At 63.6% G+C, this 16,888-nt stretch carries 16 protein-coding genes and 1 other RNA gene; 5 read left to right on the plus strand and 12 right to left on the minus strand.

The features are described 5' to 3' along the window. Positions 1-8: 8 nt before the first annotated feature. The 5 genes from JVX98_RS21510 to rimP all read right to left on the minus strand — a co-directional run bounded on the left by JVX98_RS21510 (position 9) and on the right by rimP (position 6,264). Entirely contained in the window at positions 9-461 is a 453-nt protein-coding gene (locus JVX98_RS21510) for a hypothetical protein (RefSeq protein WP_205237362.1), read from the minus strand. After that, positions 461-3,160, minus strand: a complete 2,700-nt coding sequence (gene infB, locus JVX98_RS21515; protein WP_205237363.1) for a translation initiation factor IF-2 — start codon at positions 3,158-3,160, stop codon at positions 461-463. Before infB ends, JVX98_RS21510 begins: the two co-directional genes overlap by 1 nt. Positions 3,161-3,265: 105 nt before the next feature. Next, positions 3,266-3,973: an RNA-binding protein gene (locus tag JVX98_RS21520; protein ID WP_043611830.1), complete on the minus strand. Its 708-nt coding sequence runs from the start codon at positions 3,971-3,973 to the stop codon at positions 3,266-3,268. A 5-nt stretch (positions 3,974-3,978) separates the two neighbouring features. Continuing rightward, positions 3,979-5,598, minus strand: a complete 1,620-nt coding sequence (gene nusA, locus JVX98_RS21525) for a transcription termination factor NusA (protein ID WP_192448181.1) — start codon at positions 5,596-5,598, stop codon at positions 3,979-3,981. A 45-nt stretch (positions 5,599-5,643) separates the two neighbouring features. Further along, positions 5,644-6,264 (minus strand): ribosome maturation factor RimP, encoded by a 621-nt coding sequence (gene rimP, locus JVX98_RS21530; protein ID WP_043611825.1) that lies wholly within the window; start codon positions 6,262-6,264, stop codon positions 5,644-5,646. Positions 6,265-6,537: 273 nt separating this feature from the next. On the opposite strand from rimP, the gene JVX98_RS21535 reads away from it, so the two are divergent. Then, complete coding sequence (locus tag JVX98_RS21535; RefSeq protein WP_205237364.1) at positions 6,538-8,172, plus strand: MFS transporter; 1,635 nt, start codon at positions 6,538-6,540, stop codon at positions 8,170-8,172. A 115-nt stretch (positions 8,173-8,287) separates the two neighbouring features. Here the strand turns inward: JVX98_RS21535 and JVX98_RS21540 are convergent, their stop codons facing one another. The 5 genes from JVX98_RS21540 to ffs form a co-directional block, all read right to left on the minus strand. Continuing rightward, positions 8,288-9,583, minus strand: coding sequence for a lytic murein transglycosylase (locus JVX98_RS21540; RefSeq protein WP_205237365.1), 1,296 nt, complete (start codon positions 9,581-9,583; stop codon positions 8,288-8,290). A 10-nt stretch (positions 9,584-9,593) separates the two neighbouring features. Next, complete coding sequence (recR, locus tag JVX98_RS21545; protein ID WP_029742358.1) at positions 9,594-10,199, minus strand: recombination mediator RecR; 606 nt, start codon at positions 10,197-10,199, stop codon at positions 9,594-9,596. A 143-nt stretch (positions 10,200-10,342) separates the two neighbouring features. Next, entirely contained in the window at positions 10,343-10,666 is a 324-nt protein-coding gene (locus JVX98_RS21550) for a YbaB/EbfC family nucleoid-associated protein (protein WP_205237366.1), read from the minus strand. Positions 10,667-10,705: 39 nt separating this feature from the next. Then, the gene (locus tag JVX98_RS21555) at positions 10,706-12,574 is read right to left on the minus strand and encodes a DNA polymerase III subunit gamma/tau (RefSeq protein ID WP_205237367.1); all 1,869 of its coding nucleotides are present in this window, start codon (positions 12,572-12,574) and stop codon (positions 10,706-10,708) included. A gap of 45 nt (positions 12,575-12,619) precedes the next feature. Further along, positions 12,620-12,717, minus strand: an RNA gene (gene ffs, locus JVX98_RS21560) — signal recognition particle sRNA small type. 64 nt (positions 12,718-12,781) lie between these two features. Between ffs and JVX98_RS21565 the strand changes: the two genes are divergently transcribed. The 4 genes from JVX98_RS21565 (at position 12,782) to JVX98_RS21580 (ending at position 15,398) form a co-directional block, all read left to right on the plus strand. Beyond that, positions 12,782-13,234 (plus strand): HIT family protein, encoded by a 453-nt coding sequence (locus tag JVX98_RS21565; RefSeq protein ID WP_205237368.1) that lies wholly within the window; start codon positions 12,782-12,784, stop codon positions 13,232-13,234. Between the two features lie 2 nt (positions 13,235-13,236). Then, positions 13,237-14,217 carry an NAD(+) diphosphatase gene (gene nudC, locus JVX98_RS21570; RefSeq protein ID WP_205237369.1) on the plus strand — a complete coding sequence of 327 codons (981 nt, stop codon included), beginning with the start codon at positions 13,237-13,239 and terminating at the stop codon, positions 14,215-14,217. A gap of 23 nt (positions 14,218-14,240) precedes the next feature. Continuing rightward, complete coding sequence (locus JVX98_RS21575; protein ID WP_205237370.1) at positions 14,241-14,948, plus strand: YafY family protein; 708 nt, start codon at positions 14,241-14,243, stop codon at positions 14,946-14,948. An 81-nt stretch (positions 14,949-15,029) separates the two neighbouring features. Next, positions 15,030-15,398, plus strand: coding sequence for a VOC family protein (locus JVX98_RS21580; RefSeq protein WP_192448187.1), 369 nt, complete (start codon positions 15,030-15,032; stop codon positions 15,396-15,398). Between the two features lie 63 nt (positions 15,399-15,461). Here the strand turns inward: JVX98_RS21580 and JVX98_RS21585 are convergent, their stop codons facing one another. Then, positions 15,462-15,599, minus strand: a complete 138-nt coding sequence (locus tag JVX98_RS21585) for a DUF1127 domain-containing protein (RefSeq protein ID WP_064817013.1) — start codon at positions 15,597-15,599, stop codon at positions 15,462-15,464. 428 nt (positions 15,600-16,027) lie between these two features. Beyond that, positions 16,028-16,882, minus strand: a complete 855-nt coding sequence (locus JVX98_RS21590) for a prephenate dehydratase (protein ID WP_192448188.1) — start codon at positions 16,880-16,882, stop codon at positions 16,028-16,030. Positions 16,883-16,888 lie beyond the last annotated feature (6 nt).

Below are 16,888 nucleotides of genomic sequence, written 5' to 3' on the forward strand. Positions count from 1 at the left end.
TCCCTGCCTCAGGCACGGGTAGCCCTGATTGCCTGCGCCCGCTTTCTTTGACGCAGCCCCAGAAAGACGCCCGTAGCGGTCAACACGAGCGCGGACAGCAGATGGATCAGTTCGAACTGCGGATGAGCGCAACCCTCATTGATGGCCGACTGCCATACCCCGTGCTCGGCATCTCCCCAGGATGTGATGGCCATCAGCAGGAGGAGGCCGCCGAGAAGACTCCCGACCCAAAGCAGCGCCCGAAGGCGCAAAACCACTGAACCGATCAACAGACAGAAAAGCGCCGCCAGGCCGACCCAATTGGTCAGAAAAGCGGCCACCTCGTTGAAAACCGAGAAATTCTGCCCATCCCATCCGGGATAGATCTTGTCGCAGACTTCCGCGAAAGCCGGCGTCCGCCAAAACGACACAACAGCGGCCAAGGCCGCCGTTGTGCAGATTTGCCGGGCTTTCAGCCCCATTAGAGCGTCCGGGTGATATGCTCGACGCGGAAGCACTCGATCGTATCGCCGGCGCGGATGTCTTCGTAGTTCTCGAAGGCCATGCCGCATTCCTGACCGACATTGACTTCCGAGACTTCGTCCTTGAAGCGCTTGAGGGTCTTGAGCTTGCCTTCGTGGATAACGACGTTGTCGCGAACCAGACGGACGCCGACGCCACGCTCGACCTTGCCTTCGGTGACGCGGCAACCCGCGACCTTGCCGACCTTGGTGATGTTGAACACCTCCAGGATCTCGGCGTTGCCGAGGAAGGTTTCGCGGCGCTCCGGCGAGAGCAGACCCGACATCGCCGCCTTCACGTCATCCACCAGATCGTAGATGATGTTGTAGTAGCGGATCTCGATGCCGGCACGCTCGGCGGCCGAACGGGCCTGCGAGTTTGCACGGACGTTGAAGCCGATGATCGCGGCGTTCGATGCCTCGGCGAGCGAGATATCGGACTCGGTGATACCACCGGCACCCGAATGCACGATGCGTGCACGCACTTCGTCGGTTCCGAGCTTGTCGAGCGCACCGGCGATCGCTTCGATCGAGCCCTGCACGTCGCCCTTGATGACCAGCGGGAACTCCTTGAGCCCGGAGGTCTGGAGCTGGGTCATCATCTGCTCGAGCGAGCCGCGCGAGCCGGACTGACGGGCAACCTGCTTCTCGCGGGCGAGACGCTGGCGGTATTCGGAGATCTCGCGAGCGCGGCTTTCGTTTTCGACGACGGCGAACTTGTCACCGGCAGCCGGCGTACCCGACAGGCCGAGAACCTCGACCGGCATCGACGGGCCAGCTTCCTTGACGTGTTCGCCCTTGTCGTTGACGAGCGCGCGTACACGGCCCCACTGATCACCGGCGACGATGATCTGGCCCGGACGCAGCGTGCCCTTCTGAACGAGCACGGTCGCAACCGCACCACGGCCACGGTCAAGCTCGGCTTCGACCACCGTACCTTCTGCCGTCCGGTTCGGATTGGCGCGCAGGTCGAGAATTTCCGCCTGGAGCAGGATCGCTTCCAGAAGCTTGTCGAGGTTGGTGCCGTTCTTCGCGGAGACTTCCACGTCGAGAACTTCACCGCCCATGGATTCGACGAAGACTTCGTGCTGCAGCAGTTCGGTGCGAACCTTCTGCGGGTTTGCCGTCGGCTTGTCGACCTTGTTGATCGCCACGATGATCGGAACACCCGCCGCCTTGGCGTGGTTGATCGATTCGATCGTCTGCGGCATCACGCTGTCGTCAGCCGCAACCACGAGGATCGCGATGTCGGTCGCCTGGGCACCACGGGCACGCATGGCGGTGAACGCCGCGTGGCCGGGGGTGTCGATGAAGGTGATCTTGTTGCCGTTCTGCTCGACCTGGTAGGCGCCGATATGCTGGGTGATGCCACCGGCTTCGCCGGCAACCACGTTGGCATGACGGATGGCGTCGAGCAGCGAAGTCTTGCCGTGGTCGACGTGTCCCATGATCGTAACGATCGGCGGACGCGGCTCCATTTCTTCGTCCGAGTCCGAAACGTTGAAGATGCCTTCCTCGACGTCGGATTCCGAAACGCGCTTGACCGTGTGGCCGAATTCGCCAGCGATGAGTTCAGCCAGGTCGGCGTCGATCAGATCGCCGGGCTTCATCATCTGACCTTCCTTCATCAGGTACTTGATGACATCGACGGCGCGTTCAGACATGCGCTGCGACAGTTCCTGAATGGTGATGGTTTCGGGCAGGATGACTTCGCGAGAAATCTTCTCGCGGGTTTCCTGCATCTGGCTGCGCTTGAACTTCTCCTGGCGACGACGCATGGCCGACAGCGAGCGAGCGCGCTGGCCGGCATCCTCATCGCCCGCGGTGCTCAGCGTCAGCTTGCCCTGGCGGCGACCATCGTCACCCTTCGGGCGGGCCGGAACCTTTGCCGGCTCCGGACGCACGACCTTGCCGCGAACCGGTCCTGCGCCAGGACGCGGACCACGATCCTCATCCTTTTCGTTGTCGACCTTGCGGCCGCGCAGAGCGCCGGCCGGTGCCGGGGTCGGAAGTCCAGTTGCAGCTTCCGCAGACCGTCCAGCCTGCGGGCGGCTGTCGGCGCGACGCTCGGTGGAAGCGGGTGTGCGAGCTGCCGCGGGGCGCTCTTCGACAACCTCTTCGACCTTTGCTTCGGGCTCGACTGCCGGACGGGCTGCTTCTTCAGCGGCGCGGCGTGCGGCTTCTTCCTTCTCCTGAAGGAGACGGGCTTCTTCCTCGCGCTTGCGGCGCGCTTCGTTCTCGGCGCGGATGACCGCTTCTTCGGCGTCGCGGATCTGCGCTTCGGCCAGAGCACGGCGGCGTGCGTCGATCTCACCGGCTGAAAGCTGGTTCAGAACGACACCCACACGCGGCCGGTTGGCCTGGTTGGCTTCCTGGCGCGTCGAGTGTTGCTGCGGCTGCGGGGCCGGGCGGCCGGAAGGCTGCGGCTGAGCCGGACGCTGCTCGACCGGGCGTGCGGCGGGAGCCGCGGCAACCGGCGTGATCGGGCGCTCGTCCTTAGGGCGATGGAAGGGGCGTTTCTTGGTTTCGACCACGACCGCCTTGGTGCGGCCACGGCCCATGTCCTGACGCACGGTCCCCTGCGAAACCCCGTGGGGCTTCAGGGTCAGCGTCTTCTTGCCTGCTGCGCTGCCTGTCTTGTCGTCGTTGTTGTCGGTCATTCCGTTCCGTTCCTAGCGATCAGGGCCGGATGCGTATCACCTGACCCTGTCTTCCAAATTGTCTCAAACAATGTACGCGATGCCAGACTGTGCCGGTGACTCGGGTCATTGCTGTGGCTTGCCAGCGCCGCCTTCGGCCCGGACCGGGACGGATCCTCGGTACTTTTCGAGCATGATTGCGCGCTTCACTACACCCTCACCCGCCTGCCCTGCAAGCGCTGCGGCATGGATAAAAGCATTACTTCCTAAAAGGCCCTCCATTTCCGCCCCGGTGAAGGGACGGAACGAAGGTATTTCCGTTTCGTCGTCGGCCACGAAGCTCATCGCCTTGCGGGCCTGGTCTATCTTGCGCACGCCGTCGGCGGCAGCATCGGCCGCGTGGAACACGGCAAGCGCTGCCAGACCGCGCACGGCCTGCTCCGTCTTCGTCGCACCGGAAATGAACTGGGCCGCCTTGCGCGCCAAGTTCATCATTCCGGCCAGCTGCTCACCGAGCAGCCGGTCGACATCGTCGGCGAGCGTCGCGTCAGCCTTGACGTCCGCCTTGAGTGCGCGGGCGAAGAACTTCTTCGCCACCGCTTTCTCGATCAGCGCCCGCTCGGCCTTCACCCAGCAGCCGCGCCCCGGAAGCTGACGCTTCAGATCCGGAACGACGCGACCGTCGGGTCCGGCCACGAAGCGGATCAGCTCGTCGGGCGATCCGCTTTCGCGGGTGACGATGCAGGTCCGCGTGCTGCCGCTGCGATCCTTCGGACCCCCATCTACAGGCAGGGTGTCCGAAGGCAGGCTGTCGGCCTCATCAGAGACGGTCATCGCCCTTAAGCGTCCTGCTCGGCGCCTTCGGCAACGTCGATCGGCTCTTCACCTTCGACCTCGTCGCTTGCCAGGTCCTCTTCCGTGATCCAGCCAGCCGCAAGGCGGGCCTGAACGATCATGGCTTCGGCTTCGGCGCGCGAAACTTCGAACTTCGAGAAGGTGCCCTCGAAACGCTTGGTCTCGCCGTCCTTGCGTTCGCTCCAGCCGACGAGATCGTCCGCGGCGCAACCGGCAAAGTCTTCGACCGTCTTGATGCCTTCTTCGCCGAGCGCAACGAGCATCTGGCTCGTCAGGCCGTCGATCGAGCGCAGTTCGTCGGCAACGCCGAGTTCCTTGCGCTTGGCATCCAGTTCGGCTTCCAGCTTTTCCAGGAACTCGCGGGCGCGGGTCTGGATTTCGGTCGCGGTCTCGTCGTCGAAGCCGTCAATCGAGGCGATTTCGTCGAGATCGACATAGGCGAGCTCCTCGACGGCGGCAAAGCCTTCGGAAGCCAGAACCTGGCCGACCATTTCGTCGACGTCGAGCGCGTCCATGAACAGGTTGGTGCGCTCGGTGAACTCCTTCTGGCGGCGCTCGCTCTCTTCCTGCTCGGTGAGGATGTCGATATCCCAGCCGGTCAGCTGCGAGGCAAGGCGAACGTTCTGACCGCGACGGCCGATGGCGAGCGACAGCTGCTCGTCCGGAACGACCACTTCGATGCGCTCTGCATCCTCGTCGAGAACGACCTTGGCGACTTCCGCCGGCTGCAGCGCGTTGACGATGAACGATGCCGGGTCCTGCGACCACGGAATGATGTCGATCTTTTCGCCCTGCAGTTCGCCGACGACGGCCTGAACGCGCGAACCGCGCATACCGACGCAGGCGCCGACCGGATCGATCGAGCTATCGTTGGAGACAACGGCGATCTTGGCGCGCGAACCCGGATCACGGGCAACCGACTTGATCTGGATGATGCCGTCGTAGATCTCAGGCACTTCCATGGTGAAGAGCTTCACCATGAACTGCGGATGGGTACGCGACAGGAAGATCTGCGGGCCGCGCTGTTCGCGGCGAACGTCGTAGACGAAGGCGCGGACGCGGTCGCCGTAGCGCATGTTTTCGCGCGGGATCATCTCGTCGCGGCGGATGATGCCTTCGCCACGACCGAGGTCGACGATGACGTTGCCGTATTCGACGCGCTTGACCGTGCCGTTGACGATTTCGCCGACGCGATCCTTGAACTCGTCGAACTGGCGATCGCGCTCGGCTTCACGAACCTTCTGCACGATGACCTGCTTGGCCGACTGGGCGGCGATGCGGCCAAAATCCATCGGCGGCAGCGGATCGGCGATGAAGTCGCCGAGTTTGGCATCCGGGTTGCGATCGCGAGCAAGCTCGAGCGGGATCTGCGTGGAGTAATCGTCAGCCTTCTCGACCACTTCCAGAAGACGCTGCAGGCGGATTTCGCCGGTCTTGGAGTTGATGTCGGCGCGGATGTTCGATTCCGACCCATAGCGCGAGCGGGCGGCCTTCTGGATCGCGTCGGCCATCGCGGCCAGAACGATCTCACGGTCGATCACCTTTTCACGCGCGACAGCATCCGCGATCTGCAGAAGCTCGAGCCGGTTAGCACTGACTGCCATGTCTTGTCTCCGTTGGGTTGCAGGGGGCTTCACGCTCCGCCCGACTTATTCCTCAATAGGTGAATCTTCGTCTTCGAAATTTTCATTCGCAGCGCGTGCTGCCTTCGCCTTCTTGTCGGCGGTCAGCGCATCACGGATCAGATCGTCGGTCAGGATCAGCCGCGCCTCGGAAAGCGTGGTGAACGGGATAACGACGACGGGCTCCTCGCCATAGGCAACCTGGTCGCGCTCGAGCCGGAAACCGTCGTCATCGACGGAAACGATCTTGCCGCGGAACCGCTTGCGGCCGTCGACCAAAACCGACGTCTCGCATTTCAGCAGGTGACCCTGCCAGCGGAAGAAGTCGGACTTGCGCACCATCGGGCGGTCGATGCCCGGCGACGACACTTCGAGATGATACGCCTTGTCGATCGGATCTTCCACATCGAGAACCGGCGAAATGGCCTTGGAGATCTCTTCGCAGTCCTCGACGGTCATCGTGCCGTCGGTGCGCTCGGCCATGATCTGCAGCGTCAGGCCGTTCTGGCCGGACATGCGCACGCGCACGAGCTGGTAACCCATCGGCACGATGACCGGCTCGATGATGTCGGCGACGCGCTGGTCGAGACCGGTTTCGGTGATCAGGCGGGGTTCATGTGCATTTTCAGCCGTTGTCGTATCGGACAAACGATCATCTCCTCATCGGACCGGCTAATAAAAAAGAGCGGGTCCTGACGGGCCCACTCTTCATCTACCGATCAAGAATTTGAGGCTCATATACGCCCCATCGCCGCAAATTGCAAGGCGTTGGGCCGCCCGACGCAAATCGCCGGACGATCCGCCGGCGAGCATCTTCGCCAACAAGGTCAGTTTCAGCGGGTGGCACTTCGCGTTGCCCGGCCTATAACAGGTAACGAACCGCTTCGAGACGACAATCAAGAAACGAAGAGAGAAGACGAGGTGCCCACCCGTATTTCGCCGCTTGCCCCCTTCAAGCACGACATCTTCCGCACGATCTGGATCGCGAGCCTCGCCTCCAATTTCGGCGGCCTCATTCAATCGGTCGGCGCCGCCTGGCTGATGACCTCCATTTCCTCATCAGCGAACATGGTGGCGCTGGTGCAGGCTTCCACCTCACTGCCGATCATGCTCTTTTCGCTCGTCTCCGGCGCGCTTGCCGACAATTTCGACCGGCGGCGGATCATGCTGGTGGCGCAGTGTTTCATGCTCTTCGTCTCGGCACTCTTGACGATCTTTGCCTATGTCGGGCTGATCACACCCTGGCTGCTCCTGCTCTTCACCTTCCTCATCGGCTGCGGCACGGCGCTCAACAACCCGTCCTGGCAGGCATCGGTCGGCGACATAGTTCCGCGCGAAGACCTGCCGGCGGCGGTCGCGCTCAACAGCATGGGCTTCAACATCACCCGCAGCGTCGGCCCGGCGATCGGCGGTGCCATCGTTGCGGCACTCGGCGCGGCGGCGGCCTTCTTCGCCAACACGCTCAGCTATTTCGCCATCCTCTTTGCGCTGGTGCGCTGGCGTCGCGAGGTGCCGACGAACACGCTGCCGCGCGAGACGCTGGGTCGCGCCATTTCGGCTGGCCTGCGCTATGTCGCGATGTCGCCCAACATCGGCAAGGTGCTCTTGCGCGGCTTCCTCTTCGGCCTTTCGGCGAGCGCCATCCTCGCGCTTCTGCCGCTCGTTGCCCGCGACCTCGTCCAGGGCGGGCCGCTCACATACGGCCTGATGCTCGGCGCCTTCGGCCTCGGCGCGATCGGCGGGGCGCTGCTCTCTGCCCGGCTGCGCGAGAAGCTTTCGAGCGAGGCGATCGTGCGCATCGCCTTTACCGGCTTTGCCGCCAGCGCCGCGATCACGGCCTGGAGCACCTATGCCTGGCTGAGCTGTCTCGTGCTGCTTATCTCCGGCGCCTGTTGGGTGCTGGCGCTGTCGTTGTTCAACACCACCGTGCAGCTTTCGACGCCGCGCTGGGTGGTCGGCCGGGCGCTGTCGCTCTACCAGACCATGACCTTCGGCGGCATTGCCGGCGGCAGCTGGCTCTGGGGTACGGCCGCCGAGCAATATGGCGCGGCCAACGCGTTGATGGGCTCCTGTCTGCTGATGTTCGCCGGGGTCGTGGTCGGCTTCCGCCTGCCCTTGCCGGAGTTCACCTCGCTCAACCTCGATCCGCTCAACCGCTTCAACGAGCCGCCGCTCGAACTGGACCTGAAGCCGCGCAGCGGCCCGATCGTCATCATGATCGACTACGAGATCGCCGACGACGATATCCCGGAGTTCCTGACGACGATGGCGGAACGGCGGCGCATCCGCATTCGCGACGGGGCGGGACATTGGGCGTTGATGCGCGACCTCGAAAACCCGACCACCTGGACCGAGACCTATCACGTGCCGACCTGGGTCGAATATGTGCGCCACAACCAGCGCCGCACCCAGGCCGACGCCGCCGTCGGCGACCGGCTGACGGCATTGCATAGCGGCAAGACACCACCGCGGGTGCACCGGATGATCGAGCGCCAGACGATCGTCCCGACGCATTACGAGCGCTACAAGCGACAGGTGAATGTGGACATGCATTAGGTACTGTTGCCGGCTCTTGCGCCGACATGGGGATCATGCGACGAAAGAGGCCCCGTCACCGGGGCCTTTTTCGTTTCGGCAATCGGCACGCCGGCGCCTCCGGCTGCAATTGGCTTTACCGCAGCTTCGCCTTCAGCGAGGCATCCGGGAAGCAGGTGGCGGCAAGGCCGCTCTTTGCCTGCCAGTCGCCGAGCGAGCGGCGCGTCTTGTAGCCGGGAAGGCCATCGACCTTGCCGACGTCGTAACCCTTGGCAACCAGCGCCTTCTGCATCTTGAGAACGTCCGAACGCAGCATGTTGCCGACGTCGCCCCAGGTGCCGCGGAAGGCGCCGCCGCCGGTGGCGATGCGGTCGGCAAGGTTGCCGATGAACAGCGCGTAGAGGTCGGAGTTGTTGTATTCCTTGAGCACGTAGAAGTTCGGCGTGACGATGAACTCCGGCCCGTGCCGGCCGGCCGGCACCAGCATCATCGAGGATGCCGACAGTTCGTGCGACGGGAAGGCCTTGCCGGAAATCCGGGTAATGCCCTTGTTCGCCCAATTCGACAGGGGTTGGGCGAGATCCGGGCCTTCCTGCGCACAGGAGACCGCTTCCGGGATCGACACCTCAAAGCCCCAGTCACGCTCGCGCTGCCAGCCCTTCTTGACGAGATAATTGGCGATCGACGCCAGACTGTCGGGCACCGAATTCCAGATGTCGCGGCGGCCGTCGCCATCGAAATCGACGGCGTATTGCAGGAAGCTCGACGGCATGAACTGCGGCTGGCCCATCGCGCCGGCCCAGGAGCCGCGCATCGCCGCCTCGTCGACGTCGCCGCTGTCGAGAATGTGCAGCGCCGCGATCAGCTCGCGGCGAAAGAGGTCCGGCCGCGTCGACATGAAGGCTTTGGTCGCCAGCACATCGACCACCGGATAGGGGATCTTGGCGCGACCGAAGCCGGACTCCCTGCCCCAGATCGCCACGATCACCGGGGCCGGTACGCCATAGGTGCGCTCGATCTTCTTGAGCGTCGAGGCATGGGTGGACGCCAGGCTGCGGCCGGTGCCGGCGAGCCCCTGCAGGCGCTTTTCCGAGAAGTAGTTTCCGGGCGAGGAAAACTCCGCCTGGCTCTGCTTCTGCTCCTTCGGCTTCGGGAAGCCGGGGGGCGCCAGATCCGGCAGATCCCAGTTGAGCTTCACGTCGGAAAACGCCGCCTTGAAGGATCCCGCCGAAATGCCCGCCTTCTTCGCTTCCGGCCACAGGTCATTCTGCAACCAGGTGCGGAATTGCGCCTCCACATCGGCCTTGGTGGCGGCGTGGGCGGGGAGGCTGAGAGCGAGGAACGCTGCGACGGCGGCGAGGAGGTGTGCACGGAGATTGCCTCCCTCTGCACGACCGGAAAACAGCGAACGAACCAGAGACTTCAAACGCATCGGCATCCCTTCAGATCGACGTGCGGGCACGAAGGGCAGCTGCCAGCGTGCCCTCGTCGAGATAGTCGAGCTCGCCACCGACGGGCACGCCATGGGCAAGCCGGGTGATCTTCACCTCCATGCCTTCGAGCTGGTCGGTGATGTAGTGCGCCGTGGTCTGGCCCTCGACGGTGGCGTTGACGGCGATGATCAGTTCGCGCACACCGCCATTGGCGACGCGTTGCACCAGGCCCTTGATGTTGAGGTCGTCGGGACCGACGCCGTCGAGCGGCGAGAGCGTGCCGCCGAGCACGTGATAGGCGGCGTTCATCGCGCCGGCGCGCTCCAGCGCCCAGAGGTCGGAGACGTCCTCGACAACGATGAGCACGGAGTGGTCGCGACGCTCGTCGGAACAGACGGTGCAGGGATCGATCGTATCGACATTGCCGCAGCAAGAGCAGATGCGGACCTTGCGGTGCGCTTCGCCCATCGCGTCGGCGAGCGGACCCAGCAACTGGTCCTTCTTCTTGACGAGATGGAGGGCGGCACGCCGTGCGGAGCGTGGCCCAAGCCCCGGGACTTTCGCCAGGAGCTGGATGAGTTTTTCGATTTCGGGGCCGGTGACTCGTTTTGCCATGCGGCGCTTTTAGCCCATATCGGCCCGAAACGGAATCGCCTTCGAAACGCCGTCAACGCGGCATCCGGCGGCTCTCATCGTCGGCATGCAAAGGAAGCGGTCGGCAAGACCGCCCGCTTCCTGAACTTAACGCCTGGAAGCGATCAGAACGGCAGCTTCATGCCGGGCGGGATCGGCAGGCCGGCGGTCAGCTCGCGGGTCTTTTCCGCCTGCACGGCCTCGGCCTTGTCCTTGGCGTCCTTGTGGGCGGCGACGATCAGGTCTTCGAGGATCTCGACGTCGTCTTCCTTGAACAGCGAGGGATCGATCTTCAGGCTCTTGAGGGTGCCCTTGCCGTCGAGGCGAACCATGACGAGGCCACCGCCGGAGGTGCCGTCGACTTCGAGTGCGGCGATTTCCGCCTGCATCTTCTCCATCTTGGCCTGCATTTCCTTGACCTTGCCCATCATCCCCATGATGTCGCGCATCGTCGTCTCCTGTTCTTCTGTTTCTGCTCGCAGACGGGATTATTCGATGTCGTCGCCAGGGACGATATCGCCGTCGGCGGATTCGGCTGTGGCCGGAGCCTGGCTCTCGACCTCTTCTTCAACGGCGCGAATGCGCACGTCGGTGATCTTGGCGCCCGGGAACCGGGCGAGAATGGCGGCGACATCGGGATCCTGGCGTGCGTCGTTGACGCGCTGCTCCTGCGCCCGCTGTTCCGCCTCGATCAGTGTCGGCTCGCCGGCCTCGCGGCTGTAGCTGACGATCCAGTGGATACCGGTCCATTCCTTGAGCTTGACCGCAACTTCGCCAAGCAGGGTCTTAGGCGCGTCGTCCGAGACGTTGACGTCGAGACGACCGGGCTCGATCCGCACGAGCCGCAGGAAACCGCGCACGAGCGTCTTCAGCTTGATGTCGCGGTTCTTGGCGCAGAGATCGGCGATGTCGGCGATCGAATTGACCGGCACCGACGGCTGCGGCTTGGCCGCAGGCGCCGCCATCGGGCGTTCTTCGATGCGGCCGACGGCAACCGCCTGGGGTGCTACGTCCGGCACGGCGCGCAGCATGGTCGCGCCATTGCTCGTCGGGCGTTGCACCGGCATCGGCTGCGATGCCTGGGCCGACACGGACACGGAAGCCTGGGCCTGAGCGCCGCCGCCGCTTCCACCCGAAGGTCCAGGACGAGCGCCGCCGCCTTCATTGCCGGAAAGCTCCAGCAAGCGCCGCGCAGCCTCTTCCGGCGCCGGCAGATGCGCCGCATGCGCCAGGCGGATCAGCACCATTTCGGCGGCACCCGCCGGGCGCGACGAGCTTTCGGCTTCCGGAATACCCTTGAGCAGCATCTGCCAGATGCGCGACAGCGCGGTGACCGCGACGCTTTCGGCGAAAGCAGCACCGCGGGTGCGCTCGATCTCGCTCAAGGACTGGTCGTTGACCGCCTCGGGCACGTATTTCATTCGGGTGACGAGATGGGTGAAATCGGCAAGGTCGGTCAAGACGACCGTCGGGTTGGCGCCGGCCTCATACTGAGCCGTGAATTCCTCGAGGGCCGCGGCGACATCGCCTTTGACGACGTGTTCGAACAGATCGACGATGCGGGCGCGGTCGGCAAGGCCGAGCATCGAGCGTACGGTCTCCACCTCGACGGCACCGCCGCCGTGGGCGATCGCCTGGTCGAGCAGTGACAGGCCGTCTCGGGCAGAGCCTTCGGCGGCGCGGGCGACCATGGCGAGCGCCTCCGGATCGAAGGGGACGCCTTCCTTGCCGAGGATCGTCGAAAACAGGCCGACGAGATCCGATGCGCTGATGCGGCGCAGGTCGAAGCGCTGGCAGCGCGACAGAACCGTGATCGGCACTTTGCGGATTTCGGTGGTGGCGAAGATGAACTTCACGTGCTCCGGCGGCTCTTCGAGCGTCTTCAGCAGGCCGTTGAAAGCCTGGGTCGAGAGCATGTGCACTTCGTCGATGATGTAGACTTTGTAGCGCGCCGAAACCGGGCGGTAGCGGACCTGCTCGATGATCTCGCGGATATCGTCGATGCCGGTGTGCGAAGCGGCGTCCATTTCGATGACGTCGACATGACGTCCATCCATGATCGCCTGGCAATGTTCGCCGGGAACGCGCAGGTCGATCGTCGGCCGGTCGATATCCGGCGTCTTATAGTTCAGCGCGCGAGCGAGGATGCGGGCGGTGGTGGTCTTGCCGACCCCGCGCACGCCGGTCAGCATATAGGCCTGGGCGATGCGACCGGTTTCGAACGCGTTGGTGAGCGTGCGCACCATCGGTTCCTGTCCGACCATCAGGTCGGAGAAATCCTTGGGGCGATATTTGCGCGCCAGAACACGGTAGGCGGCTGGTTTCTCAACGGATGAAATGGACGTATCGTCGCTCATCGACCCTGCCGCTGTTCGAACTCTTGTCCCGACAGGACGGAAAAGGTGGGAGGCTGGCACGATGACCCGTGCCGGAGCTCGTTGGGGCTGCTTCCTTCCGGACCTGACCCGGTTGGCGAGTGGCTCGTCCACCACCAACCTCCCGGCTTCCATATCGGCAATATCGAAAGCAAATGCAAGCCAAGCCATCAAAAAACTGATATCGATATGCAAAACAAAGCGAATCCGCCATTCTCAATAGCCAAGGAGAACCCGTTGACGACCTTCACCCTCGACGAGCGGCTCGAACGCGACGGCATTCCGATCGCCTCGATCGGGCTTTGCCAGATGCGGCTGATGAACGACCGCCGCTGGCCCTGGCTCGTGCTCATTCCGCAGCGTGAAGGCATCTCCGAGATCTTCGACCTCACCCCGCTCGACCAGACGATGCTGACCTTCGAGACGACCATGGCGGCAACAGCGCTGAAGAAGGTCACCGGCGCCGAGAAGATCAATATTGGCGCGTTGGGCAACATCGTCCGGCAGCTTCATGTGCATATCATCGCCCGCAGCGACGGCGACCCGAACTGGCCGGGGCCGGTCTGGGGCTTCGGCAGGGCGGAGCCGTGGGACGAGAAAGAACATCAGGCCTTTGCAGCCCGCATTCTGGAAAACCTCTGAACATGACGAAATCGATCTTTGACCTTCGCAGCCCGCATCCAGAGCCAAGCACCCTCGTCGCCTTCTCGGAGAATCATCTGGATCGCCAGTCGGAACACCGGGCCGACGATTGCGTCGAAGTGGCGCTGAAGCACCCCGGTGCGCACTTCCTCGCCTTCTCCGGAGCGAAGCTCATCGTCAAGCATGACGAAAAGATCATCGACCCGCTGTTTGCGCCTTATGAGCTCGAAGGCCTCGAGCCCGTTCTCGACGAGACGATCCTGCTCGGCTACCTCGCGAACGGCGAGCCACGGCTGGCCGTGCCGACGGGTCTCACCGAAGAGACGATCACCGAGCCCTTCAAGATCGCCGATGGCCGCACCCTCTATCGCCAGCAGATGCTGCCGGAGGAACTGCTCGGCCAGTTCGCGCAAGGCTCGAGCCTGATTACCTGGAACGCCAACAACCGCTTCTGCGGCCGCTGCGCCGGCCCGATGGAAGGCAAGTCCGGCGGCTACCGCCGGATCTGCACCGCCTGCGGCCACATGGTCTTCCCGCGGACCGACCCCGTCGTCATCATGATGACGATCGACCTTGAGCGCGATCTCTGCCTGCTCGGTCGCAGCCCGCATTTCGCGCCGGGCATGTATTCCTGCCTTGCCGGCTTCGTCGAGCCGGGCGAGACGATCGAAAACGCCGTGCGCCGCGAAACCCTCGAGGAGTCCGGCATTCATATCGGCCGGGTGCGCTACCATGCTTCGCAACCCTGGCCGATGCCGCACACGCTGATGATCGGCTGCTATGCCGAGGCGAAATCGACCATCATCAAGCGCGACGAACAGGAGCTGGAGGACGTGCGTTGGTTCACGCGCGAGGAAACGACCGCGATGCTCGAACGCTCGACCGGGGTCGCCGACACCGGCGACGCGCATATTCCGCCGCCGAAGGGTGCGATCGCACACCAGTTGATGCGCGACTGGCTCGCCTGGGGCGAGCGGGCGTAGGCGCGCTCTAGAGGAGACCGGCCTTGTCCCGCTCCGAACGGCTGCTCGACCTCCTGCAGGTGCTCCGGCGCTACCGCCAGCCGGTGAGCGGCCAGAGGCTGGCGGAAGAAACCGGTGTCAGCCTCCGAACGCTCTACCGCGATATCGCCAGCCTCCAGGCCCAGGGCGCCGATATCGAGGGCGAGCCGGGACTCGGCTATGTGCTGAAACCCGGCTTCATGCTGCCGCCGATGATGTTTTCCGCCGAGGAGATCGAAGCCTTGGTGCTCGGCTCGCGCTGGGTCTCCAAGCGCACCGACGACGATCTCGCCGGTGCTGCCGCCAATGCGCTCGCCAAGATCGCCGCCGTGCTGCCTGTCGAGCTTCGCGAGGAACTGGACAGTTCGACCCTGCTCGTCGGCCCGAGCCCGCCGGCCACCAACGGCATCGACATCGCGGCACTCCGGCGCGCGATCCGCAACGAACGCAAGGTGGAGCTCGACTACGTCGACAATGACGGCAGCGCGACGCAGCGTACCATCTGGCCCTTTGCGCTCGGCTTCTTCGAAAACGTGCGCATGGTCATGGCCTGGTGCGAGCTGCGCCTGGACTTCCGGCACTTTCGCGCCGACCGCATGCAGCGGATGGCGGTGACCGAGGCGCGCTATCCCCGCCGCCGGCAGGTGCTGATGAAGGATTGGCGCGCGAGCCAGAACATGTCGGCATCAAAACGCCAGACGGTCGGCTCCTGACGGGCGCACATGCGCCGATGCTGACAGAAACTGGCAGCGGCCAGTCCTAGCCTTGGCACTCCCGCAACAAGGAGGAAAACCATGGCCAAGGCAAATCTCATCGTTCTCTACGTCAAGGATCCGCTCGCAAGCGTGACGTTCTACCGGGGGGTTCTCGCGCAGGAACCGCAGGTCGCCTACCAGACCTTCTCGTCCTTCGAGCTGCCGGGCGGTTTCACCCTCGGGCTCTGGGCCGAACATACGGTCTCGCCGGAGCCGGCGGCATCGGGCAGCCGATCGGAACTGGCCTTCATGGTGGAGGACGAGAGCGCGGTGCGCGCACATTACGAAGATTGGAAGGGGAAAGGCCTGCCGATTGCGCAGGAATTGACCGAGATGGATTTCGGTCCGACTTTCGTCGCGCTCGATCCGGATGGTCACCGGCTGCGCGTCTGCCTCTACGATTCATAAGCGAGAGGGTAGGCGGCGCGCATCCCGCCAGCCTGAAGCGGCGGGATGCGCGAATGGTATGGATTAACGGCCGTAAACGGCGGCCTGGATCTGCGAACGGGACAGACCAATGTCGCTCAGTGCGTGATCGTCGAGAGCGTTCAGCTCGCGGATCGCACGGCGGGTCTTCGCATATTCCATGATCTTCTGACGGATCTTCATTTTTAAAACTCCTTACTTGACGAGCGTCAAATAGGCATTTGCCTAAAATTTGTGTAGCGCCACGATTGCAAACTAGGCATGCACCAGACGCGTAGCCGGTTAACGAACTTTTGCCACTTTCGCCCCCGTAGGGCGTGGCGAAACCAATGATTCCCTCGGAGAATGATCGCGGACGGAACGCGCAGGACTTAAGCATGAAGCTGTAAAAATCTTAGCCAGATGGCAGACCCGCGAATACAGGGCGCAAAAGAACCGCAACCATAGGCTTTATTTTGATTAGAAATCAGGCGCACTCGTGACCTGCATCCTCCAGCTGAGGGCAAAGCTGCGGGCAAACGAAAGCGACCGCCCCACGGCTTAGCCGGAGGCGGTCGGCGCCTGCCTGCGCAGGCTTTTCTCTCAGAAGTCTGGCGCCGGAGCGGATCTGCTCAGAGAACGCCGCGCATCGGGTGTGCGTTATAGGTTCCGAGGATGCGGACCTTTTCGGAGAAGAAACGCAGCTCGTCCATGGCGTGGCGCACGCCGACGTCGTCCGGGTGCCCTTCGATATCCGCATAGAACTGCGTCGCCACAAACCGGCCGCCGAGCTGGTAGCTCTCGAGCTTGGTCATGTTGATGCCGTTGGTGGCGAAACCGCCCATGGCCTTGTAGAGCGCTGCCGGGATGTTGCGGACATTGAAGACGAAGGTGGTGATCATCAGCTCTTCGTCGCTGGTCCGGGATATGCGCTGCTCTTCGCGGGACAGCACGACGAAGCGGGTGACGTTGCTCTCGGTATCCTCGACATTTTCAGCGATGATTTCGAGGCCATAGAGATCGGCGGCCAGTCGCGGCGCGAGCGCTGCCATCGAGCGGTCGCCCTTTTCGGAAACGAGCTTTGCCGCACCCGCCGTATCGCCGGCGACGACCGGCTTCCAGCCGTTGGAACGAACGATCTTGCGGCACTGGCCAAGCGCATGGATGTGGCTGTGCACGGTGCGGATCTCATCACGGGTGACACCCGGAAGCACCATCAGCTGGAAGCGGATTGGCATGAAGTATTCGCCGACGATATGCAGCCGCGATTCCGGCAGGAGGTGATGGATGTCGGCGACGCGGCCGGCGATCGTGTTCTCGATCGGGATCATCGCCAGATCGGCGTCGCCGTTCTCGACCGCGACGAAGGCATCCTCGAAGGTCTGGCAAGGCAGCGGCTCCATCGACGGGAACATGTCGCGGCAGGCCATGTCGGAATTGGCGCCATAGTCGCCCTGGAAGGAAATCCTGTTGGTCTTGGCGGTCACGGTAGC

This window comes from Ensifer sp. PDNC004 (assembly GCF_016919405.1).
In the GTDB taxonomy this organism is placed as follows: domain Bacteria; phylum Pseudomonadota; class Alphaproteobacteria; order Rhizobiales; family Rhizobiaceae; genus Ensifer.

Excerpts from the sequence above, each read along its gene's own strand:
- JVX98_RS21510 (WP_205237362.1), bottom strand. The coding sequence starts at position 461 with ATGGGGCTGAAAGCCCGGCAAATCTGCACAACGGCGGCCTTGGCCGCT.
- infB (WP_205237363.1), bottom strand. The coding sequence starts at position 3,160 with ATGACCGACAACAACGACGACAAGACAGGCAGCGCAGCAGGCAAGAAG.
- JVX98_RS21520 (WP_043611830.1), bottom strand. The coding sequence starts at position 3,973 with ATGACCGTCTCTGATGAGGCCGACAGCCTGCCTTCGGACACCCTGCCT.
- nusA (WP_192448181.1), bottom strand. The coding sequence starts at position 5,598 with ATGGCAGTCAGTGCTAACCGGCTCGAGCTTCTGCAGATCGCGGATGCT.
- JVX98_RS21540 (WP_205237365.1), bottom strand. The coding sequence starts at position 9,583 with ATGCGTTTGAAGTCTCTGGTTCGTTCGCTGTTTTCCGGTCGTGCAGAG.
- recR (WP_029742358.1), bottom strand. The coding sequence starts at position 10,199 with ATGGCAAAACGAGTCACCGGCCCCGAAATCGAAAAACTCATCCAGCTC.
- JVX98_RS21550 (WP_205237366.1), bottom strand. The coding sequence starts at position 10,666 with ATGCGCGACATCATGGGGATGATGGGCAAGGTCAAGGAAATGCAGGCC.
- JVX98_RS21555 (WP_205237367.1), bottom strand. The coding sequence starts at position 12,574 with ATGAGCGACGATACGTCCATTTCATCCGTTGAGAAACCAGCCGCCTAC.
- JVX98_RS21565 (WP_205237368.1), top strand. The coding sequence starts at position 12,782 with ATGCAAAACAAAGCGAATCCGCCATTCTCAATAGCCAAGGAGAACCCG.
- nudC (WP_205237369.1), top strand. The coding sequence starts at position 13,237 with ATGACGAAATCGATCTTTGACCTTCGCAGCCCGCATCCAGAGCCAAGC.
- JVX98_RS21580 (WP_192448187.1), top strand. The coding sequence starts at position 15,030 with ATGGCCAAGGCAAATCTCATCGTTCTCTACGTCAAGGATCCGCTCGCA.
- JVX98_RS21585 (WP_064817013.1), bottom strand. The coding sequence starts at position 15,599 with ATGAAGATCCGTCAGAAGATCATGGAATATGCGAAGACCCGCCGTGCG.